Genomic DNA, 21,939 nt, shown 5'->3' with positions numbered 1-21,939 from the left:
GCCTCGCCATGAGTGGCGATTAACAACGTAGGTCGGATTAGCGGGGCCGCCGAGGTGGGGCAAGGCCCCGCGTAATCCGACGACAATGTTGGCGCGTGCAGCAAAGAAATACCACAGTCCAAATTGCAATAATTTGTAAAGATCATTGCCTCGGGAGCGCAGTGCCGTCCTTTATTGTATGATCGGGCTATGCATATCGTCCTTATCACCGGAATATCCGGCTCCGGTAAATCCGTCGCGCTCAATGTGCTGGAAGATACCGGCTACTATTGTGTCGACAACCTGCCGCCAGCCTTGCTGCCGAGCCTGGTACAAACCCTGCTGGACGAAGGCACGCCGCAGCTGGCCGTGGCCGTCGATGCGCGCAGCGCCGAGTCGCTCGTCAGCTTGCCGCACAATGTGGCGCTGCTGCGCGACCAGGGGCACGACGTCAAGGTCATGTTCCTGACAGCCACCACGCATTCGCTGGTGGCGCGCTTCTCGGAAACGCGGCGCAGCCACCCTCTGTCGCACGAATTGCGCCCGAACCAGAATCCGGCCAGCCGCCGCACCCTGATCGAATGCATCTCGGAAGAGCGCGAACGCCTGTCGGCCATCGAGCAATTAGGCCATGTGATCGATACCTCGGAACTGAGCGCCAACAAACTGCGCGCCTGGATCAAGGATATCGTCGCCTCCGAACGCGCGCCGCTGACCCTGTTCTTCGAATCGTTCGCCTTCAAGCTGGGCGTGCCGCTCGATGCCGATTTCGTCTTCGACGTGCGGGCCCTGCCGAATCCGTATTACGACCTGGCGCTGCGCCCGCTCGACGGACGCGACGCACCCGTGATCGCCTTTCTCGACGCCCAGCCGAGCGCGCTGGAGCTGCTGGCCGACATCCGCGCCTTCATCGAGAAATGGTTGCCGTCATTCAAGTCCGACAACCGCAGCTACCTGACGGTGGCCCTCGGCTGCACGGGCGGCCAGCACCGCTCCGTGTACATGGCGGAGCGGCTGGCGCAGTATTTCGGCCCCAACGAGCGAGTCGTGCTGCGCCACCGCGAGCGTTCTTAATCAGTCGAGGTGGCGCAGCGGATGCGCTTGCGCCGGCCAGACGGGGGCAAAGAAACGCGCCACCATGCTGGCATCGACCTCGTCCAGGGTTGAGGGGTTCCAGCGCGGCGCATTGTCCTTGTCGACCACCAGCGCGCGCACGCCCTCGAGCACTTCGCCATGCGCGAAATTGTGGCGCACCAGCGTGCGCTCCATGCGCAGGCAGTCGGCCACGCCCAGGTGGGCGCCCCGCTGCAGCAATTCCAGGGTCACCGACATCATCAAGGGCGAGCGCAGGCGCATGGCCGCCAGGGCCTTCGCGGCGAACGCGCTGTCGTCCTGCGCCAGCGAGGCCATGATGGCGGCCACCGAACCCGCGCCGAAGTGGCGGTCCAGCGCCGCGCGCGCCGTGGCCAGGGAAGCCGCGCCCGCCTCGGCCTGGAACGGCGCCGCCAGCGCCTTGATAGCCACCGGCAAGGCCTCGCCCGGCGTCGAGTCGAACAGGGCCAGCAGCGCCCCCATCTGCGCCTCGGGCAGATACACATCGGCCAGGCCCGTGTACAGGGCATCGGCCGCACCGATGGTCAGGCCCGTCAAGCCCAGGTACAGGCCCAGCCGGCCCGCCAGGCGGGAAAGAAAGTAACTGCCGCCCACGTCGGGGAACAGGCCAATATTGACTTCCGGCATGGCCATGCGCGTGCGGCCCGTGACGATGCGCAACTGGTTGCCGGGCCCCGCTTGCGCCACGCCCATGCCGCCGCCCATCACCACGCCGTCCATCACGGCGATATACGGTTTCGGATAAAAGTGAATGACATGATTTAACGCGTATTCTTCCGTAAAGAAATCTTCCAGCAGGGCGCTGCCGCCTTGCGGCGTGGCCAGGCCCGCATCGTAAAAGAAACGGATATCGCCGCCGGCGCACAGGGCCTTTTCGCTGCTGGAGCGGATCACCACGGCGTCCACCTGCGGATCGTCGCGCCAGGCCAGCAAGGCAGCGCTCAGGGTGCGCACCATCTCCAGCGACAGGGAGTTCAAGGCTTTCGGGCGGTCGAGCACGATGTGGCCCGTGCGGTTGCGGATGGAGGTCTGGACGAAGTCGCTCATGGCAGGCAGGAAAGAAGTGAGGATGGCGCATTCTAGCGCTTTCACCACGGATATTGCGTCCCGCAGGACGCAAAAAAGGGCGCAATGTGCGCCCTTAGTTGATCACAACTGGGGGAAGCCGGTGGCCTTAGACGGCGACGACGGCGTCTTCCTCTGAGTTGTCTGGCAGATGCTTGATCGCCTCTTTACCGTGCCCTTGCACTTTGGTTTTGTACTTCATCACTTGCCTATCGAGCTTGTCGATCAGGGTATCGATCGCGGCATACAGGTCGTGCGCCAGGCTTTCCACATAGACGGTCTTGCCACTCAGACGCAGGTTGACTTCGGCCTTTTGACGTTTTTCTTTCTCTTTGAGGTTATCCACGGTCAGAATCACGGCGATATCGATAACTTGATCGAAATGACGTTTCACGCGCTCCAGCTTCGTTTGTACGTATTCACGGATGGCTGGTGTCACTTCGAGATGATGTCCGCTGATGGTGAGATTCATACACACTCCTAAAGATGATCGGGTTCGTGCGGTCCATCGTATCCGGCCCGCAGAGGAACCGAAAAAAACTTACAAACACTTACGCAGGCTCACTGGCGGAATTTTCAATGCTTCCCGGTATTTGGCAACAGTACGTCGCGCAATCACCATGCCTTGTTCCCCCAGCATGTCCGCAATCTTACTGTCGGATAAAGGATTTTTAGGGTCTTCTGCTCCTGTCAGTTGCACGATCAATGCCCGTATCGCCGTCGATGACGCTTCGCCCCCCGCTTCGGTGGCGACATGGCTACCAAAGAAATATTTCAACTCGAACATGCCGTGCGGGGTCAGCATGTACTTTTGAGTTGTTACCCGCGAGATAGTACTCTCGTGTAAACCCAGTGTATCAGCTATTTCACGGAGCACAAGGGGGCGCATGGCAACGGCCCCATGCGAGAAAAAGTTCTTTTGTCTTTCTACTATCGCCTGTGCCACGCGCAGGATGGTATCGAAGCGCTGGCGCATATTCTTGATCAGCCACTTGGCCTCCTGCAACTGCGCGCCCATGGCGCCCTCGCCCTTGCCCTGCTTGAGCAAGTTGGCGTACATGGCGTTGACGCGCAGGCGCGGCATGACGTCGTTGTTCAGGGTGACTTGCCAGCCATTGCGCGCGCGCTTGACGACGACGTCGGGCACCACGTAATCGGACACGTCCGAGGCGAACACGGCGCCCGGGTGCGGATTACACTGGCGAATCACCGTCTGCGCCTCGCGCAAGTCTTCATCGTCGCAATCGAGGGCTTTTTTCAGCTTGTTGAAATCGCGCTGGGCAAACCAGGCCAGGTGCTTTTCCACGATGACGAGGGCCATGCGCCGCGTCACCATGGCGACGTGCGGCAAGCGCCGGATTTGCAGCGCCAGGCATTCGGACGCATTGCGCGCGCCCACGCCCGGCGGATCGAAACTTTGCAGCAGCGACAAGGCCGTGCGCATCTCGTCGGCGTCGATCTCCAGCTCTTCCGGCAGGCGCGCCAGGATGTCGTCGAGCGGCTCTTCCAGGTAGCCATTGTCGTCGAGCGCGTCGATGATCAGCTCGACCAGCGCGCGGTCGCGCAATTCGAGCACCGTCACGCGCATCTGCTCCATCAGGTGCTCGCGCAGGGTGCAGTGATGGGCCTCCAGTTGCGGACGCGAATCTTCATCGTCGGGCGCCTTGCCCCGGCTCGCCTCGCTCCAGTCGCTGTCGCCACCCTCGGCGGCGGCCGGGCCCTCGCCCGCCTCGCCGTCAAACCCGTCCGCTTCGGCCGGCGCGGCGGGCGCCTCCTGGCCTGGCGGCTGGGGCGGCGCTTCGGCCGGCGCGGCCGTGGAACTCAGGGCGCCGTCGGACAGCAGGCGCAGCGAACGGTCGAGCGGATCGTCGAGGCGTTCGAGCAAGGGATTGTCCGTCAGCAGCTGCTCGAGTTCCTGGTGCAATTCCAGGGTGGATAATTGCAGCAGGCGTATCGATTGCTGCAACTGCGGCGTCAGTGCCAGGTGCTGCGACGTGCGCAGCTGCAATGATTGTTTCATTGGCTCACATGCGGAAGTGTTCGCCCAGATAGACCCGGCGTACCGACTCGTTCGCGATGATGTCGTCGGGGCGTCCCGACGCCAGCACCGAGCCCTGGTTGATGATGTAGGCACGGTCGCAAATACCCAGCGTCTCGCGCACATTATGATCGGTAATCAGCACGCCGATATTGCGCTCCTTCAAGAAACGCACGATGCGCTGGATTTCGATCACGGCGATCGGATCCACGCCGGCAAACGGCTCGTCGAGCAGCACGAAACGCGGGTCGGTGGCCAGCGCGCGGGCGATTTCCACGCGGCGGCGCTCGCCGCCGGACAGGGACAGGGCCTGGTTCTCGCGCAGCTTTTCAATCTGCAAGTCGGCCAGCAGTTTATCCAGGCGCTCCTCGATCTCGGCCTTCTTCAGGGGACGGCCTTCGACGGTCTGGATTTCCAGCACGGCGCGGATATTGTCTTCCACCGTCAGCTTGCGGAACACGGATGCTTCCTGCGGCAGGTACGACAGGCCCATCTGCGCGCGGCGGTGGATCGGCAGGCTGGAAATGTCCACGCCGCTGATATCGATGCTGCCGCCGTCCGACGGCACCAGGCCGACGATCATGTAGAACGAAGTCGTCTTGCCGGCGCCGTTCGGCCCCAGCAGACCCACCACTTCGCCGCATTCGACTTGCAGCGAGACATCATGCACGACTTGGCGCTTGCCATAGGTTTTTTGCAGCCCGCGAACGATCAGGGTGCTGCCGCAACGGGTATTGTCCATTATTTCTTTCCTGGCGCGGGCGTAGCCGGCGCTTTCTCCGCCGCCGGCGCCTTGTTCTTCGGCTGGATCACCATGCGCACGCTGCCGCCATCGGGGGTGCTGGTGCCGCTGTCGGAATTTTCCATCGCAAACACTTCCTTGCGGCTGTCATACGAGATGAAGGCGCCATTGGCCACGTCGGTCACTTTCGTGCCTTCCAGGCGCGTCAGCTTGGCCCTGGAAAACAGTTTCACCACTTCCGTCTTGTTGTTGTATTCCACGCGCTCCGCTTCGCCTTCGACCCACAGGTCGCCCGCGCCATCGCGCTTCTGGCGGAAGGTGGCCAGCTTGCCGGGATCGGCCCAGAAGGTGATGAACTGGTAGCCTTGCGGATCTTCCGTGATCAGAGCCCGGCCCGCCTTCATGGTCAGGGTTCCCTTCACCAGCACGACGTCGCCCGTCAGGGTACGCACCTGCTTCACGTCATCGACGTGGCCGCTACGTGCCGTGATGACGGCTTCCTTCTCGGAATCGGCCTTCTCGGCATGCGCCCCCCCTATCATGGCCAGGGAAAATACGCTCAACAGCAAGATCTTCTTCATAGTATGGTTTCCTTGTTTCATTCTGTCATTTTGCCGCCGCGGCCGGGCGCGGTTTCGGCGGGAGGACCATGCGCAGCGCATTCTGCACTTCCACCACGCCGGTGGCATTATTGGCCTTCATGCCGATGCCATTGATGCGCGAGGCGCCCGTCAGGATATCGACCGGCACGTCCGTTTCCATTCTTTCCTCATCCGGGAACACCGTCAGCGCTTCCGTCCTGACCGTCAGGTTCTGCGCCTTCGGACTGGCCGCGCGGTCGATCACGACATTGCGGTGCAGTTGCAGCCGGGTATTGTCCTGGTCGATATGCGCCAGTTCCGCATTCATGTTCAGCGGCGGCATGCCTGGCGTGAGCTTGCGCACGAAGGGCTGGTCGATATCGGACGAATCGTCGAGCGGATAATGCGTGAGCTTGGTGCCCGAGACGATATAACTGGGCTTACCCGTCAAGTCCATGCGCACCAGACTAAAATTGGTAATGAAATAGTCGGGTTCATCCAGATGCTTGCTGGCCGTGATGTCCTGGCCATTCTTGTTCATCACTTCGAGCAGCCAGAAGCTGCCCAGCGCGACGACGACCGCGCCCAGCACGGTAAAAATCATGCGCCAGCGATGGGCGCCTCCTGGCTTACGCATAGGGCTTCACTCTTTCAAAGGTCACTGGCGGCGAGGCACGGCACCTCACTCCAGGAACGGCGCCATCACGCGCGCATAGTTGTCCTGGGCGCGCAGCAGGAATTCGCAGATCTCGCGCACCGCGCCGCGGCCGCCGCCGGCCTGCGTCACATGGTGCGCCAGGCCCTGCACTTCCGGACGCCCGCCCGGCACGCTGACGGCAAAGCCCACGCGGCGCAGGATGGGCGCATCGATGACGTCGTCGCCGATGTAGCCGCACTGTTCTTCCGTCAAGCCCGTCAGCGCCAGCAGTTCGCGAAACGGCGTCAGCTTGTCGTGACCGCCCTGGTGCACATGGGTAATGCCCAGGTCTTGCGCGCGGCGCGCCGTGATGGCCGAGCGGCGCGCGCTGATGATGGCCGTCTGCACGCCCGATTCCTGCAGCAGCTTGATGCCCAGGCCATCATACACATTAAACGTTTTCATCATTTCGCCATCGGGGCCGAAATGCAGGCTGCCGTCGGTGAGCACGCCATCGACGTCAAAGATCATCAGTCTGACCTTGGCCGCGCGCGCCAGGTTGTCCGCCACGCTGTCCATCAGATCACCTTCGCTTGCGTCAGATCATGGATATGCAGGGCGCCCACCAGCTTGCCGTCGGCATCGACGACCAGCATCTGGTTGATGCGGAACTGCTCCATCACGGCCACGGCATCGACGGCCAGGCGTTCGGGCGCGATGCTGCGCGGCTGCGCATGCATGACGTCGCGGATCGCCACTTGCGTGAAATCCTGCACGCGTTCGAACATGCGGCGCAAGTCGCCATCCGTAAACACGCCCACGGGACGGTTGTCCGCATCGACGACGGCCGTCATGCCCATGCCCTTCTTCGTCATTTCTTCCAGCGCCTGCAGCAGCGAGGCTTCCACCGGCACCTTCGGCACCCGATCGCCGCTGCGCATGACGTCATGCACGTGCGTGAGCAGGCGGCGGCCCAGGGCGCCGCCCGGGTGCGAGCGGGCAAAATCTTCTTCCTTGAAGCCGCGCAAGTCGAGCAAGGCCACGGCGATCGCGTCGCCCAGGGCCAGGGTGACGGTGGTGCTGGCCGTCGGCGCCAGGTTCAGCGGACAGGCTTCTTTCTCGACGGAAATATCCAGGTGCACGTCGGCCAGCTGGGCCAGGCTGGAGTTTGGTTTCCCCGTCATGGAAATGAGCACGCCGCCCATGCGCTTGACGACGGGCATGATGGCCATCAGCTCCGACGATTCGCCGGAGTACGATATGGCAATAAAAGCATCGTCCGAGGTGACCATGCCCAGGTCGCCATGGGCCGCTTCGGCCGGATGCACGAACAGGGCCGGCGTGCCGGTGGAAGCGAGGGTGGCGGCAATCTTGCGCGCGATATGGCCGGACTTGCCGATGCCGGAGACGACGACACGCCCCTTGCATTGCAGCAACATCGCCACGGCGCGGCCCACGCTGTCATCCGTGGCCAGGCGCGCGTGCAGCGCAACGATGGCGTCGGACTCGATCTGCAAGGTGGTGCGGGCCAGCGCGACGGCGCGCTCGGTCGTCCCTTGCATGTCAATTCGATCAAAAGCTTTCAGCATTGTTTTTTCATGGGTTACACTCATGCCCAAAGTATAAACGAATTAGGAAAGCAAAAAACTTGCCAGTCACAACAAACAACGATTTCCATTGACCGCACCGGGCAACCCATGTTTTCCTCGCTTGAACTGACCCTGATGTTACTCGGCAGCGCCGTGCTGGGCGTGGTCGCTTTCAGAATGTTGCATTTGCCGCCCATGCTGGGCTACCTGGCCGTTGGCATCGTCATCGGCCCCCATGCGCTGGGCCTGGCGGCGGAAAACGAGGCCAGCCATACCCTGGCCGAGTTCGGCGTCGTCTTCCTGATGTTTTCCATCGGGCTCGAATTTTCTCTTCCGAAATTCCTCGCCATGCGGCGCATCGTCTTCGGCCTCGGCATGGCGCAGGTGGCCACCACCATCATCGCCACGGTCGTCTTCGGCTGGTTCGTCGCCCGTTATCTGTCCGCCTACATCCACCTGAGCTGGCAAGCGGCGTTCGCCCTGGGTGGCGCGCTGGCCATGTCGTCGACGGCCATCGTCTCGAAAATGCTCACGGAGCGGCTGGAACTCGAAAGCGAACACGGCCGCAAGATCATCGGCATCCTGCTGTTCCAGGACCTGGCCGTGGTGCCCCTGCTGATCCTCATTCCCGCCCTCACGCGCGATTCGGACAACCTGGCCGAAACCCTGGCCTGGGCCGGCGGCAAGGCCCTGGTCGTGCTGATCTTGCTGCTGTTTATCGGCCAGAAGATGGTGCGCGGCTGGCTGACCATCGTCGCCAAGCGCCGCTCGCAGGAATTGTTCATGCTCAACCTGCTGCTGATCACCCTGGGCGCGGCCTGGATCACGGAGCGGGCCGGGCTGTCGCTGGCCCTGGGCGCGTTTGTTGCCGGCATGCTCATTTCCGAGACGGAATTCAAGCACCAGGTGGAGGAAGATATCAAACCGTTCCGCGACGTGCTGCTGGGCCTGTTCTTCATCACCGTCGGCATGCTGCTCAATATCCGCGTCGTGCTCGACAACTGGTGGCTGGTCCTGCTGCTGCTGTGCGGCCCCGTGCTGCTGAAATTCGCCCTCATCGCGGGCCTGGCGCGGCTGTTCGGCTCCAGCAATGGCGTGGCCCTGCGCACGGGACTGGGACTGGCGCAGGCGGGCGAGTTCGGCTTCGTGCTGCTGAACCTGGCTGGCGGCATCAAGTTGATGGACCCGTTCGTCGTGCAGGTGGTGCTGGCCTCGATGGTGCTGTCGATGCTGGTGGCGCCCTTCCTCATCGCCAAATCGGACGCCATCGTCATGAAACTGGCCGCCAACGACTGGATGATGCAATCCTTGGCGCTGACCAAGATCGCCACGCGCACCATGGCTTCGCAGAAACACGTGCTGATCGCCGGCTTCGGCCGCAGCGGGCAAAGCCTGGCCACCCTGCTGGCGGAAGAAAAGATCGAATACCACGCGCTGGACCTGGATCCGGAACGGGTGCAGGAAGCGCAGCTGGCCGGCGCCCACGTCTCGTATGGCGATGCGGGCCGGCGCGAAAGCTTGGTGGCGGCCGGTATCTACCGTGCCAGCGCCGTGGTGATCACATATGCGAATACCGCGTCAGCACTGAAGTTACTGCATTTGCTCAAAGAAATGGCACCGACCTTGCCCGTCATCGTGCGCAGCCACGACGATACCGACCTCGACCAGTTGAAAAAGGCGGGCGCGGCCGAGGTGGTGCCGGAATTGATGGAAGGCAGTTTGATGCTCGCTTCGCACGCCCTGATCATGATGGGCGTCCCCCTGCGCCGCGTGGTGCACCGGGTGCAGGCCGCGCGCGAGGAGCGCTATGCATCCTTGCGCGGCTATTTCCACGGCACCAGCGATGCGGGCGACGATGCGGAACTGGAACGCCTGCATACGGTCACCGTCAGCGAGGATGCGCACTGCGTGGACTTGCCCTTGAGTGCGATCGACGTGGCCGGCTGCGGCGCATTTGTGACGGCCATCCGCCGCGGCCGCGGCAGCCTCGACGTCACCCCCGAAACGCAGCTGGCCAGCGGCGACGTGGTGGTGCTGCGCGGTACGGCCGACGCCGTGGCCAAAGCAGAAACCCTGCTATTAAAATAACTATTCGATCTGCGCCTGCCAGCTAACGACCTTGTTGCGCCCGCCAGCCTTGGCCTGGTACAGGGCCTGGTCGGCATGCGCCACCAGTTGCTGCGCCACCGTTTCGATGGGGAGCAGCGCCGCGTCCGCTTCCAGGCTGGCCACGCCGATCGACACGCTGACCCACGCCTGCGCGCTGCCCGGCAAGTCAAACATGGTGCCGGCAATGCTGGCACGGATGCGTTCGGCAACAAAGGTCGCGCTGTCGAGGTCGGCGTCGATCAGCAGGACGACGAATTCCTCGCCGCCGAAGCGTCCCAGCGCGTCCGAGCGGCGCAACTCCGTGCGGATGCGCGTCGCCACTTCGCGCAGCACCTCGTCGCCGCCCTGGTGGCCATGCGTGTCATTGACCGATTTAAAATGGTCGATATCGATATACATGCATGAAATGCAATAATTCTGGCGCCGCGCGCGGGCGATTTCTTCCAGCAGCCGGCGGTCGATATAGCGCCGGTTGTAGACGCCCGTCAGGGAATCGGTCAAGCCGATGTATTTCAGCATTTCATTGCTGATCACGTTTTCCAGGCAGATGGCGATGATGGACGCCATGTGCTTGATGAAATCCGTGCCCAGCGCGGGCGTAAAGCGCGTCACGTCGCTGCTGGCCAGGTTCAGGCTGCCAATCAGGCGCTTGTTGCGCAGCAAGGGCACCAGCGCCACGCTGCGCAAGGGAGCGTCGATACCCGGAAAACGCGGGCCATGCACGGCCGCATCGAAGGCCCCCAGCAGCGGCAGCGGCGGCAAGGCCGCTTCCCCCTCGGCCACGGGCCCCGGCGGGGCAAACCCCAGCTCCGTCACTTGATGCACGAACAGCAACTGCGGAAAGATGCTGAAATCGACGCCCAGCTTTTCCATCACCAGCACGATATCGTCATCCTCATCGAGCAGGCTCAAGGTCACGCCGTCGAGGTCGGAAATCACGGGCAAGGTGCGAAAGATGGTGCCTATCAGTTCGGGAAACGTGGACGCGCCGACGATTTCCAGGTCGAACGCCTGGTGGCGGCACATGATGTCGTGGTTGCGCTCGACCTGTTCCAGCAGGAAAGCCATGCGCGCGCGCAAGGCCTGGTTTTCGGCTTCGAGGCTGGCAATGCGCGGATCCGGCGGTATTGCTTGATTCATAGAAACCTTAAACCCTTGTGTGCGGGCGCCATGCTTAAAATGCCAGTTCGAAACCGATGTCCTGCCCCACCACAATACGCTCATCGCCGCCATCCGTGACAATGGCATTCATGCCGAAGCAGATGGCGCCGTCGAGCTCGGGCTTGGCGCGGTAGCCATGCATGACGTCGAGCGGATCCGGCCCGGGCACGCCCGTGGCCTGGTCCACCGACGGAATCGGGCAGCGCGAACACGGCTTGACGGGTTTCAAGGTCGTCGCGCCGAATTGCAGGAACTCGGCGTAGTCTTCCTCGAAAGCGCCGATATCGCCGATGACCAGGTTCGGGCGGAAACGGTTCATCGGCAGAGGCTCTCGACCGGCGGCGCGCAGCTTGTCATTGACGTCGGCCAGCGAGGCGCTGCCGGCGATCAGCACCGGGTAGCCATCGGCAAACATGGTCGAGGCGGCCACGCCGTCCGTCCATGTGGTGCTGGTGGCGCGCACCACGTCCGGGTGAAAGCGCGCCAGGCGGCACGGCACGCCGATGGCCTGACTGAACCAGGTGGCCGTGACCTCGTCGCAATCGTAGGCGCGCACGGTATCGTCCCACACTTGCACTTCCAGCATCGGTGACAGTTGCGGATGCGGCAAGCCCAGCTCGATTTCCAGGCGCAGCATGCCCGGCGCGCGCAATTCCAGGGTGGTGGCCTTGATGGATGGCACGATGAGCGCCATGCGCGGATGTTCGCGCTGGGTCAGGAAGCGGCCCTGCGGGTCGACCACCATCCACTCGCGGTCGAACACGTGCTCGCTCATCAGCCCTGAACGCGTCAGGACCGCCTCGCGCAAATGAATGCCGGCGCACGATTTGATGGGATACAGGATGATGTCGGACAGGATAGCCATGAACCAGGGACAGTGTTGCCGCTTCTGCCAGAAAGTTATTCAGAAACGAAGTATGGCAGCAAAGCGGGCAAGCGTAAATCGGCCAGGCTCAGCCGATGAGGCTGGCCTGGCGCGACAAGGATCAATACGTGTAGAAAATACGCTGGATTTCTTGCGTACTGTTGGTTTTGGTCAAGGCCAGCATCAGCAGGATGCGGGCTTTTTGCGGGTTCAGGGTGTCGGACACGACACTGTCGAGTTCATCGTCGTTCGCTTCGCCATTGCGCGCCACGATGCCCTGGCCAACGCGGCTCGAACGCACGATCAGCACGCCCTTCTGGCGCGCTTCCACCAGAGCCGGCTTCATTTGCGCGGCTACGCTGCCATCGCCCACGCCCGCGTGGATGATGCCCTTGGCGCCGGCGGCAATGAAGGCGTCCATGCCGACACGGTTCATGTTGGCGTAGCCATACACGATGTCCACTTGCGGCAGGGCATCGAGCTTGCTGATGTCAAATTCCGCTTCCAAGGTGTGCTTGCGCGTCGACTGGCGGTAAAAGAAGGCCTTGCTGCCCTGAATGTAGCCGAGCATGCCCAGTTCCGGCGACTTGAAGGTGTCGGTGGTAGACGTATTCGTCTTGGTCACTTCGCGCGCGGCGTTGATCTGGTCGTTCAAGGCCACCAGCACGCCCTTACCCACGGCTTCCTTGCTGCCGGCCAGCATCACGGCGTTGTACAGGTTGATGGGGCCGTCCGCCGAGATGGCGGTCGACGGACGCATGGCGCCCACCACCACCACGGGTTTGTGGCTTTTCACGGTGAGGTTCAGGAAATACGCCGTTTCCTCGATGGTATCGGTGCCGTGCGTGACGACCACGCCATCGACGTCGTTCGAGGCCAGCAGCACGTTGATGCGTTTGGCCAGGGCCAGCCAGTGGCTATTGCCCATGCTTTCGCTGGCGATCTGGAACACTTGCTCGCCTTTGACATTCGCCACTTTCTTGAGTTCCGGCACGGCCGCGATCAGGCGCTCGACACCCACGGTGGCCGAGGTGTAACCAACGGTGGTGGTGCTGTCGGCGCCGCTGCCGGCAATGGTGCCGCCCGTGGCCAGGATCACCACATTCGGCAATTTGACGGCGGCTTGCTGCGCGCGTGCGGGGGCAGCGGCGATAAAGCCCATCAGCAAGGTAGCCAGCATCAGCTGTGCACAAGAATGGAATTTGCGTGAAAACATGGTGCTCCCGTGAAGTGTACTGTCAAAAATAACAACGTCGTGTGCAAATTATATGTCATCCATGCGCGGGTAAATCCCCAATTCATGCGTATCGCGCAAACGTGCGCGCCCTTGTTTGCGCTACAGTGGCGCCATGTCCACACTCCTGTCCTTCCGCTCTTGCCTCATCCTGCCGCTGATCTTGATGGCGCTCAATGCCTGCTCCACGCAAAGCGAACTGCGCATGGCGGCGCAGCAGGAGCAATTCGCGCGCGAGGCGGCCAGCCAGGGCGACTGGGCGCAGGCCATGCGCAGCTACGAGGCGGCCGTCGACAATGTCGAACTGGGCCGGGGCGACTTCGCTTGGCAGGCGCGGCTGCATCACCAGGCGGGACGCGCCGCCAGCGGGGCTTGCCGCTACGATGCGGCCGCATTTCATTTCCGCCAGGCCATCGCGCTGGCAAAGAAGAGCGAATACTCGAGCGCCCTCAGCTACAAGGCGCTGATCGACCAATATGAACGCCAGGGCAAGGCGACGGAAGCCCTGGCAGTGCGCAATGAACTGGGCGGGCCTCAATCGGGGGCGCTGGGCGCCTTTGCCGACCGGGAATCGCTGCCGGTCGGCAAGCATTGCGGCACGCCGCCCTAGCACAAGGGGATGCCGATGCGGGTGACACGCACGCTGCTGGCCCTATCTCCCCTCTTCGCCGTGGCGTCCGCGTGCGCCGCAGAGCCAGCGCTACCCTTATGGGAAGCAGGCGTCTTCGGCGGCGCGGCCGTCACGCCCGCCTATCCGGGCGCCAGCGAGCGCTCGACGCGTAGCCTGGCCCTGCCCTATCTGATTTATCGCGGGAAAGTCTTGCGCGCCGACCGCTCCGGCGTGGGCGCGCGCCTGCTCGACACGGATCGCCTCGATTTCGATATCGGTTTTGCCCTGTCGCTGCCGGCCAGGTCCAGCGACGTACCCGCCCGGCGCGGCATGCCGGACCTGGGCACCCTGGTGGAATTTGGCCCGCGCCTGAAAATCAAGCTGGCCGAACCGACGCAGCACAGCCGCCTGGGCCTGGAGCTGCCCCTGCGCGCCGTCATCGAAGCGCGCGGCGGCCTGCGCCGCCAGGGCGCCACGTTCGAGCCGCGCCTCGTGTATGCGCTGCAAGGCAAGCAGCAGGCATGGCACCTCGACGCCAGCCTGGGCGCCGTACTGGGCAATGCCGCCATCAACGATTACTTGTATGGCATCGGCCCCGCCTTCGCCACCCCGGAACGCCCGGCGTATGCGGCGAAAAGCGGGCTGATGCTCACGCGACTGGGCCTGAATGGCTCTTACCGGCTGCGCCGGGACTGGCGCGCCTTTGCCTTTTTGCGCTACGACAATTACACAGGCGCCGCCAACCGCGCCAGCCCCCTGCTGCGCCAGAACAGCGGCACCTCGGCCGGCATCGGCCTGATGTGGACATGGCAACGCTCGGACAGCCTGGCACGCAGTCAGGACTGACAAAAATACACTATTCGTGCTAGCACATGACGCGATACCCGCCGACAAACTGAGATCCAATCTCTTGCTCTGCTACGCCTTATCGTTGGCGCCAGAAACATCGATAAGCTCTGCCAACTGGTCACCGCCGACAACGCCAATGCATTACACAGCGAAGTGGTGAAGCGTACTGAACAAGGGCGCGCCCAGGCGACTAGCCAGGATAAGCATCTGGTTCCTTGTAAAGGATGCTGATCGACACCCGCTCATCACTATCCAGCGAAAAAGAATGCTCGCTATGGGAAAAGCTGTCTTTGGCGACCAGATAATAATGACCGCTGGCAGTAAAGAAATCCGCATACGAGGTTTTGTAGGAAAAAATGCCAGGCTTGTGATGATAGGCCCGCTTATGGCGATAGCCTGGATCAAAGTCCAGGATGGCAAGAAACCCGCCACTCTTCAATACCCGGTCAGCCTCGGCAACAGCCTTGAGAATTTCCGTGCGATCGACCAGATACAGGCAAAAGCCGAAATATACGAGGTCCATGCTGGCATCGCCGTGCGGAATGTGCGACGCGATCGAGACGTCCAGTTGAACGTTAATATTAGGAAATTTATCCATGCCTTCGCGCACTGCCTCGACGGAGGGATCGATGCCATGCCCCTGCGCCGCAAAAAACTGGCAGAGATCCGCCAGTTTGACGCCGTTGCCACAGCCGATTTCCAGGATATGCCCGATACGGTCACGATGACTGGCCAGGACGCGCTTGATCGTTTCATTCTCGTAGAATGACTTCTGCTGGTTCAAGGTGGATCGATTGCGGTCAAACCAGCGATCGCCCTCCCCCTCCAAAAATATCTGGCATTGCGTTTGCGCTAAGGAAGTCATCACCATGGCTAGCCCTTTGAAGTCTTGTGCCTGGCTGCGAGCAGCCAAATCCCAACGATATCGGTTCCTGCAAAATGGCGTATTGCTTCGCATGCACACTTTACAGATATGATTTTTTCATAAACATTCGGAAAATATTAACACCGATCCTGGTGCTGCGCGCTTTCAGGCGTTGATATTTATCAGCTGTGATAGTGGTATTTTTCAGGCTGGAACCCGACGTGAACGTGCGCCGACCTCCCATAACGGGCATGCCCTGCACAGGCAGGGCATGCCCGCTCAGCTGGTGTGGCGAACGGCCTTCAGAAATCCACCGTTGCCGACAGCATGACCGTGCGCGGCGCGCCCAGGCCCAGGCTGGTCCATTGCGGCAGCGCCCAATACGCCTTGTTGCCCACGTTGCTCACGCTGGCGCGCACGGTCAACGGCCGGCCGGCGGCACGGGTGGCATAGCGGGCGCCCAGGTCAAATACGCTGCGGCCCGGTACGGACATCGAGTTGTCGGCATTGATGTATTGCTTCGATGCCGCCGTCGCATTCGCCGTCAGGGTCACGCCGGGAATGGCGGGCGCATCCCACTCGACGCCCAGCTTCGCCTGCAGCCTGGGCACGCCCGTTGCCTGCTTGCCCTGGTTGGCGCCGCCCACGGTCTTGCTCAAGACCGGATCGACATAGGCGATACCGCCCATCAGGCGCACGTCGCGCAGGGGCGAGCCGAAGAAACCCCAGTCGACTCCGCGATTGCGCTGCTCGCCGCCGAAGGAAAAGACATTGCTGACGGGATCGACATAGCTGCTGGGGCGTTTGATTTCATACACGCTGAGCGTATGCGCGAACTCGCCCAGGTCGACCTTGACGCCCAATTCCGCCTGCTTGGACTTGTACGGCGCAAAGACTTCGCCCGAGTTGGCCGCCGTCAACGGCGCCGTGGCGCCCTGGCTCAAGCCTTCGATGTAGTTGCCGTACAGGGAAACCGTCTTGCTCGCCTTGACCAGCAGGGCGACGGCCGGCGTGGTGGCGCCTTCGTCATAGCGCGAGGTACGCGCGCCCGTCTGGATGTTGAAGTTATCGCTGAGCACTTCCTGGCGGCGCAAGCCCACCGTCAGCTGCACGGTGTCTTGCGCAAAGGAAAGCGTATCGACCAGGCCGACGCTGGCCAGGCGCAGTTCTGCCTTGGAAATTTGCGGCGCATCGAAGCGCGTCGCAGGTCCCCAGACGGGGTGGTAGATATTCGTGATCCAGTCTTTCGCCAGGGTATTCCTGCGACCGTACTGCTTGTCCGTGTGGTGGTAATACGTGGCGTTGACGGCCCATTGATGGCCGATATCGCCCGTGCGCAGCTTGCCCCGCAAGCCTGCTTCCGCCGACTGTTTCTCCACGTCAAATCCCAGGTCGGCAAGATTGGTGCGGTAGTCGCCAGCCGTGTTAAACACCTGGATCAGATATGCGCCCGTCGACTGATAGTCGGCCCGGCTGGCGCCCACGGCGGCATACGCCATCACCTGCGCGTTCACGTCCAGCTCGCCACGCAGCATGGCGCCCTTGTCCTTGGTATCGTAAAACGCCCAGCTGGGATTCAACAAGGTTTCCGGCTTCGGCGGACGCGGCACGGGCAAGCCGGCAGCCAGGTTGACGCCCCGGTTCAAGCCGTCGGCGCGGTCCTCGCTGTGGTACAGGTCGGCGGACAGGCGCGCACCGTTGCCGCGCCAGTCCAGGCCCACGGAAACCAGTTGGGTTTTCTTTTTCTGATGCTCGATGGCGCCGTCGCCATCGCGGTAGACGCCGTTGACTCTGATGCCGAATTGTTTATTCTCGCCAAAACGCTGACCCAGATCAACATGTCCGCCGAACTGGGAATCCGACATATACGACGCCGTCACGCGCGCCAGCGGCGCATCGCCCGCGCGCTTGGACACGAGATTGATGCTGCCGCCCACCGAGCCGCCCGGTGGCATGCCATTGAGCAAGGCCGATGGCCCTTTCAGCACCTCGATGCGTTCGAACATTTCGGGCGACGTGCGGTAATAGGGCGAGATACCGTACAGTCCGCCAAACGCAACATCGCCGATATTCGAACTGAAGCCCCGTATCGAATAATTCTCGCCGATGATGCCCGTCATGCCGCTGCTGAAGACGGTAGGATCGGTGGCGGAAATCACGTCGGTGATGTCGCGCGCCTGCCGGTCTTCGATGAATGTATCCGTATAGCTGATGGTGTTGAACGGGGTTTCCATGAAATCCTTGTCACCTAGAAATCCCACGCGGCCGCCGGACGCCACTTGCCCGCCTGCGTACGCCTCCGTCACCGCGCTGCCCTTGCCCCACACCGTCACGGCAGGCATGGTTGCGGCCGCTTCTGCCGCGGTGCTGTGTGCCGGTTCGCGGCGCAGCGTGTAGCTGCCGTTGCCCTCGCGCACGGCTTGTAAACCGTGTCCGCGCAGCAATTCGTAAAAGCCTTCGGGCACGCTGTAACTGCCGGACAGGCCGGCACTGTTCTTGCCTTGCAGCAGACTAGCTTCGACCGTCAGTTCGATCCCCGCCTCGGCAGCAAAGGTGTTGAGCGCCAGCCCCAGAGTTCCCGCCGGCACGCTGAACGCCTGGCGGGCCTGCGCCGCTTGCGCGTACGCGGTGGGTGCTGCCACGCCCAGCGCCCCCACGGTCAAGCCCGTGATGAGCGCCAGTTGCACGGCGGTGGCGATACGGCTCAGGTTCAAGGCGGGAAGATGGCGCGTTGCCATGCGTTGGGTCATAAAGTAAATCCTTTCAGAGGGGGTGATTGCTTGTTCTCACCCTATCTCCCGAACGAAAAGGCAAAACCCTCAATGCAAATGCGACTCATTACGAAATATGCTGATTATTGATAGCCCTTGAGCACATCGTCGATCACCCGTTTCAGCGACGTCACGCTGGCCGCCGTGATGTACCAGGCATCCGCATCGACGAAGACGACGCGGCCGCTCTTCCAGGCATTGGTCTGGCGCAACAGCGGATTGGCCATCTGCTCGGCCGTCATGACGGGACGGTGTTCCATCACGGCCGTGCGGTCCACTACATAAATGATGTCGGGATTGGCTTGCTGGATGAACTCGCTGGATATGGGCTGGCCATGCAAGCCCGCCTCGATGGCCGAGCTGGCCGGTTTCACGCCCAGCGCGTCGAAAACAAAACCATAGCGCGACTGCACGCCGAACGCGCTGAAGGCGCCGTTGTTGTGCAGCACGATGAGCGCCCTCTCGGGACGCTCCTGCGTCACCTTGCGCGCGGCCGCCACCTTGTCGTCCAGCTCCTGCGCCTTCTGGCGAGCAATCTCCTCCTTGCCGAAGATGCGCCCCAGTGTCAGCAAGTGCTCCTTCACTACGTCGATGTGCTTGCTCTCGCTGTTCTGGTAATCCACGTCGAAATGCACCGTGGGCGCAATCTGGCTCAAATCCTTGTAATGGTTGGCCTGGATCGAGGTCATCAGCACCAGGTCCGGCTGGAGCGCGTGGATATGCTCGAGATTGGGCTGCACGATGGCGCCCAGGTCGCGGATGGCCTCGTCATCCCTGTAGCGCGTGAGGAAATGCGGCACGTAATCCTTCACCATGCCGGCCACGGGCACGCCCAGCTGGTCGAGGAAATCGACTTCATTCATGTCGAGCACGGCCACCCTCTGCGGACGCTGCGCAATCACCGTCGTACCCAGTTTATGGACGATGGTGATGGGAGCAAACGCCGGCTGCGAGGCGGCAGCGGCAGGCGCCTGCGGTGCTTTCTCGCGGCAGCCTTGCAAGACGGCCATGGCGGCAAGCAGCATGGCCAGCGCCAGACGGGGTTTGTTGCAGATCATCTCAAGCTCCTGTGGGGGTAAAGTAATTGCAGACACAGCCGCGCTCGTTGCGCACGATGTGGAAATCGATGTCGTACAGTGCGCGCAAACGTTCCTCGGTGACGACCTCGTGCGCGGGGCCGGAAAAGCGCACGGCGCCGGCCTGCATGGCGACGATGTGGTCCGAGTAATTGGCGGCGAAATTGATGTCGTGGACCACCAGGATCACGGTGCGGCCCTGCTCGTCGCACAGGCGGCGCAGCGCGCGCATGATCTGCACGGCGTGTTTCATGTCGAGGTTGTTGAGCGGCTCGTCGAGCAGCAAAATATCCGTCTGCTGGGCAATCGTCATGGCCAGGAAGGCCATCTGGCGCTGGCCGCCGCTCAGCTCGTCGACGTAGGCGGTGCGCAGCGATTCCAGCGACAGAAAGGCGATGGCGTCATCGATGGCTAGCCGGTCCTGCGGCGTCAGGTTACCTCGGCTGTAAGGGAAGCGGCCGAAGGCGACCAGTTCCTCCACCGTCAGGCGCAAGTGAAAATCGGGCGACTGGCGCAGGGTCGCCACTTGCCGCGCATAGTCGCCGATGCAGATATCGGCGATGCGGCGCCCGTCTATCGCAATCTCGCCGCCATTCGCTTCCTGCAGGCGTGCAATCAGCATCAGCAAGGTGGTCTTGCCGGCGCCGTTGGGGCCGATCAAGGACGTCACTTTTCCCTTGGGAAACTGCGCGCTGACATTGTCCAGCACGCGCCTGGCGCCGTAGCTTTTTTCAATCTGTTTGACGTGGATCATGCAGTGCCCCGGGTGCGGACCATGAGCGCGAGGAAATACGCGCCACAGACCAGGTTGACGAGGATGCCGACCGTGGTCCGGTAATTGAAAACGTGCTCGACCAGCAACTGGGCGGCAAGGAAGATGGCGATGGCGATGGCGCAGCCCAGCGGCAAGGTGACGCGGTGGCGCGCCGTGCGGGCCAGGGCATACGTCGTGTTGGCCACAAAGATACCCATGAAGGCTGTCGGCCCCAGCAGACTCGTCGACACTGCCACCAGCACGGCGATCAGCGCCAGTTGCAGCCGCACCATGCGCCGGTAGTCGATACCGAGCGACGTGGCTTGCTCGCGCCCCAGCGCCAGCACGTCGAGCGCCGGCAAGGTCTTCAGCACGGCCACGCAGGCGGCGCCCGCCAGCAGGGCCGAGGTCAGCAACTGCGCGGGCTGCGCCTTGTTGAACGAGGCCTGGCTGAATCCTTGCAAAATGGCAAATTCGCCGGGACTGATGCGCAGCTGGATGAATTGGGTGAACGTGCCGATCACCATCGTCAGCACGAATCCCAGCAGCAAGAGGAAATACACGTTGTTCTTGCCATCACGAAACAGCCAGTAATGGATGGCCCAGGAATACGCGAGCATCAGCACGATGGACAATACAAAATTGCCGTTCTGCCCCAGCAGCACCACGCTGTGCATGCCCATGACGAGAACCAGCAGCGACTGCAGCAGCAGATACACGGCTTCGTAGCCCATGACGGCCGGCGTCAGGATACGGTTGCCGGCGATGGTCTGGAAAACAATCGAAGACACGGCCACGCAGACGCCGCCGATGGCGATGGCGGCCAGCCGCGCCAGGCGCTTCGGAATGATGTAATCGACGTCGAAGTTTGCGCCAACGCAAAGAAAAATCAGCGCCAGGATGGCGACGGCCAGCCACAGCGTCCGCAGATTAAATAGCCGCCTCATCGCCGCCCCCGAATGATCAATATGAGGAACAGCAGGCCGCCCGCGCCGCCCGCCGTCAGGCCGATCGGCACCTCGAACGGGTAGATCAGCAAGCGCCCGGCGATGTCGCAGGCCAGCAGCAGCGAAGCGCCGCCCAGCGCGACGAGGGGCAAGGTGCGGCCCAGGTTGTCGCCGTAGCGCAAGGCCACCAGGTTCGGGATGGCCAGGCCGACAAACGGGATCGCCCCTACCGTGATCACCGTGGCCGCCACCGTGACGGCCACCAGCATCAGGCCCAGCGCCACCGTGGCGCCATAGTTCAGGCCCAGACTGGTAGCCATGCCTTCTCCCATCCCCAGCACGGTAAAGCGCTGCGCGTACAGATACGTGAGGGCAACGATGGGCAAGATCAGATAAATGATTTCATAGTTGCCCTGGACGATTTTCGAGAAATCGCCGAGCAGCCAGCCCTGCATGCTTTGCAGGATGTTGTTGCGGTAGGCATAAAACTCGGCCACGGCGCTGAGCACGCCGCCATACACGAGGCCGATCACGGGAACCAGAATCGTGTTCTTGAAACGGATGCGGCGGATCAGGGCCACATACACGAAGCTGGCGGCAAGGCAGAAGGCCAGCGCGAACGCCATCTTGCCCGCCGTGCCCGCTGTGGGAACTACCGTCAGCGACACGAGAATGCCCAGCTTGGCCGCGTCGAGGCCGCCCGAAGTGGCCGGTTCGACGAATTTGTTGCGCACGATGTGCTGCAGGATGACGCCGCACACGGACAGGCCCACGCCCGTCAGCACCAGCGCCGCCAAGCGGGGCAGCCGGCTGGCCGTCAGGGTCAGCCAGGCATCGGCGAACAGCGCGTCCGACAGTGCAAACAGCTGCGCCCACTCCATCTGCCTCGCACCGACCAGCAGCGAAGCCGCACACAGCAGCAGGAAGACGAAAAACAGACGCGCCTGTATCAAA

At 62.4% G+C, this 21,939-nt stretch carries 21 protein-coding genes; 4 read left to right on the top strand and 17 right to left on the bottom strand.

What is annotated here, in order from left to right:
• Nucleotides 1-189: 189 nt before the first annotated feature.
• On the top strand, nt 190-1,053 hold the full coding sequence (rapZ, locus tag IGS61_RS20320) for an RNase adapter RapZ (protein ID WP_139092210.1): 864 nt from the start codon (nt 190-192) through the stop codon (nt 1,051-1,053).
• On the opposite strand, the gene IGS61_RS20315 is transcribed toward rapZ, so the two are convergent.
• The 8 genes from IGS61_RS20315 to IGS61_RS20280 all read right to left on the bottom strand — a co-directional run bounded on the left by IGS61_RS20315 (nt 1,054) and on the right by IGS61_RS20280 (nt 7,744).
• Entirely contained in the window at nt 1,054-2,139 is a 1,086-nt protein-coding gene (locus IGS61_RS20315; protein WP_230541439.1) for a 3-hydroxyisobutyryl-CoA hydrolase, read from the bottom strand. It lies immediately after the preceding gene.
• A 127-nt stretch (nt 2,140-2,266) separates the two neighbouring features.
• On the bottom strand, nt 2,267-2,629 hold the full coding sequence (gene hpf / locus IGS61_RS20310) for a ribosome hibernation-promoting factor, HPF/YfiA family (protein ID WP_035824124.1): 363 nt from the start codon (nt 2,627-2,629) through the stop codon (nt 2,267-2,269).
• A gap of 69 nt (nt 2,630-2,698) precedes the next feature.
• On the bottom strand, nt 2,699-4,177 hold the full coding sequence (locus tag IGS61_RS20305) for an RNA polymerase factor sigma-54 (RefSeq protein WP_230541295.1): 1,479 nt from the start codon (nt 4,175-4,177) through the stop codon (nt 2,699-2,701).
• 4 nt (nt 4,178-4,181) lie between these two features.
• Entirely contained in the window at nt 4,182-4,937 is a 756-nt protein-coding gene (gene lptB, locus IGS61_RS20300; protein WP_034753325.1) for an LPS export ABC transporter ATP-binding protein, read from the bottom strand.
• Nucleotides 4,937-5,518, bottom strand: a complete 582-nt coding sequence (gene lptA / locus IGS61_RS20295) for a lipopolysaccharide transport periplasmic protein LptA (RefSeq protein WP_230541294.1) — start codon at nt 5,516-5,518, stop codon at nt 4,937-4,939. Before lptA ends, lptB begins: the two co-directional genes overlap by 1 nt.
• 25 nt (nt 5,519-5,543) lie before the next feature.
• Nucleotides 5,544-6,155, bottom strand: coding sequence for an LPS export ABC transporter periplasmic protein LptC (lptC, locus tag IGS61_RS20290; RefSeq protein WP_230541293.1), 612 nt, complete (start codon nt 6,153-6,155; stop codon nt 5,544-5,546).
• Nucleotides 6,156-6,200: 45 nt separating this feature from the next.
• Nucleotides 6,201-6,734 (bottom strand): KdsC family phosphatase, encoded by a 534-nt coding sequence (locus tag IGS61_RS20285; protein WP_152256802.1) that lies wholly within the window; start codon nt 6,732-6,734, stop codon nt 6,201-6,203.
• The gene (locus IGS61_RS20280; RefSeq protein ID WP_230541292.1) at nt 6,734-7,744 is read right to left on the bottom strand and encodes a KpsF/GutQ family sugar-phosphate isomerase; all 1,011 of its coding nucleotides are present in this window, start codon (nt 7,742-7,744) and stop codon (nt 6,734-6,736) included. Before IGS61_RS20280 ends, IGS61_RS20285 begins: the two co-directional genes overlap by 1 nt.
• 108 nt (nt 7,745-7,852) lie before the next feature.
• Here IGS61_RS20280 and IGS61_RS20275 point away from each other — a divergent pair, with 108 nt between their 5' ends.
• The gene (locus IGS61_RS20275) at nt 7,853-9,832 is read left to right on the top strand and encodes a monovalent cation:proton antiporter family protein (RefSeq protein ID WP_230541291.1); all 1,980 of its coding nucleotides are present in this window, start codon (nt 7,853-7,855) and stop codon (nt 9,830-9,832) included.
• On the opposite strand, the gene IGS61_RS20270 is transcribed toward IGS61_RS20275, so the two are convergent.
• From IGS61_RS20270 to IGS61_RS20260, 3 genes are all read right to left on the bottom strand, one after another.
• Nucleotides 9,833-10,993, bottom strand: coding sequence for a GGDEF domain-containing protein (locus IGS61_RS20270; RefSeq protein WP_230541290.1), 1,161 nt, complete (start codon nt 10,991-10,993; stop codon nt 9,833-9,835).
• 34 nt (nt 10,994-11,027) lie between these two features.
• A complete protein-coding gene (locus tag IGS61_RS20265; RefSeq protein ID WP_230541289.1) occupies nt 11,028-11,879 on the bottom strand; it encodes an MOSC domain-containing protein in 852 nt (283 codons plus the stop codon).
• 121 nt (nt 11,880-12,000) lie between these two features.
• Nucleotides 12,001-13,041: a type II asparaginase gene (locus tag IGS61_RS20260; protein ID WP_230541438.1), complete on the bottom strand. Its 1,041-nt coding sequence runs from the start codon at nt 13,039-13,041 to the stop codon at nt 12,001-12,003.
• A 187-nt stretch (nt 13,042-13,228) separates the two neighbouring features.
• Between IGS61_RS20260 and IGS61_RS20255 the strand changes: the two genes are divergently transcribed.
• Nucleotides 13,229-13,723, top strand: coding sequence for a tetratricopeptide repeat protein (locus tag IGS61_RS20255; RefSeq protein WP_230541288.1), 495 nt, complete (start codon nt 13,229-13,231; stop codon nt 13,721-13,723).
• A gap of 15 nt (nt 13,724-13,738) precedes the next feature.
• Nucleotides 13,739-14,569 (top strand): MipA/OmpV family protein, encoded by an 831-nt coding sequence (locus IGS61_RS20250; RefSeq protein ID WP_230541287.1) that lies wholly within the window; start codon nt 13,739-13,741, stop codon nt 14,567-14,569.
• Between the two features lie 193 nt (nt 14,570-14,762).
• Here IGS61_RS20250 and IGS61_RS20245 read toward each other — a convergent pair whose 3' ends face one another.
• The 6 genes from IGS61_RS20245 to IGS61_RS20220 form a co-directional block, all read right to left on the bottom strand.
• A complete protein-coding gene (locus IGS61_RS20245) occupies nt 14,763-15,443 on the bottom strand; it encodes a class I SAM-dependent methyltransferase (RefSeq protein WP_230541286.1) in 681 nt (226 codons plus the stop codon).
• Between the two features lie 296 nt (nt 15,444-15,739).
• A complete protein-coding gene (locus tag IGS61_RS20240) occupies nt 15,740-18,187 on the bottom strand; it encodes a TonB-dependent receptor (RefSeq protein WP_230541285.1) in 2,448 nt (815 codons plus the stop codon).
• 104 nt (nt 18,188-18,291) lie between these two features.
• Nucleotides 18,292-19,266: a siderophore ABC transporter substrate-binding protein gene (locus IGS61_RS20235; protein WP_230541284.1), complete on the bottom strand. Its 975-nt coding sequence runs from the start codon at nt 19,264-19,266 to the stop codon at nt 18,292-18,294.
• Nucleotide 19,267: 1 nt separating this feature from the next.
• Nucleotides 19,268-20,038, bottom strand: coding sequence for an iron ABC transporter ATP-binding protein (locus IGS61_RS20230; RefSeq protein ID WP_230541283.1), 771 nt, complete (start codon nt 20,036-20,038; stop codon nt 19,268-19,270).
• Nucleotides 20,035-20,985: an iron chelate uptake ABC transporter family permease subunit gene (locus IGS61_RS20225; RefSeq protein ID WP_230541282.1), complete on the bottom strand. Its 951-nt coding sequence runs from the start codon at nt 20,983-20,985 to the stop codon at nt 20,035-20,037. The genes IGS61_RS20230 and IGS61_RS20225 overlap by 4 nt, the downstream gene beginning before the upstream one ends.
• Nucleotides 20,982-21,935, bottom strand: coding sequence for an ABC transporter permease (locus IGS61_RS20220; protein WP_230541437.1), 954 nt, complete (start codon nt 21,933-21,935; stop codon nt 20,982-20,984). The genes IGS61_RS20225 and IGS61_RS20220 overlap by 4 nt, the downstream gene beginning before the upstream one ends.
• Between the last annotated feature and the right edge of the window lie 4 nt (nt 21,936-21,939).

It is taken from the genome of Janthinobacterium sp. FW305-129, from assembly GCF_020858115.1.
Classification (GTDB): Bacteria; Pseudomonadota; Gammaproteobacteria; order Burkholderiales; family Burkholderiaceae_D; genus Janthinobacterium.
This window is presented reverse-complemented; position numbering and strand designations above follow the sequence as displayed.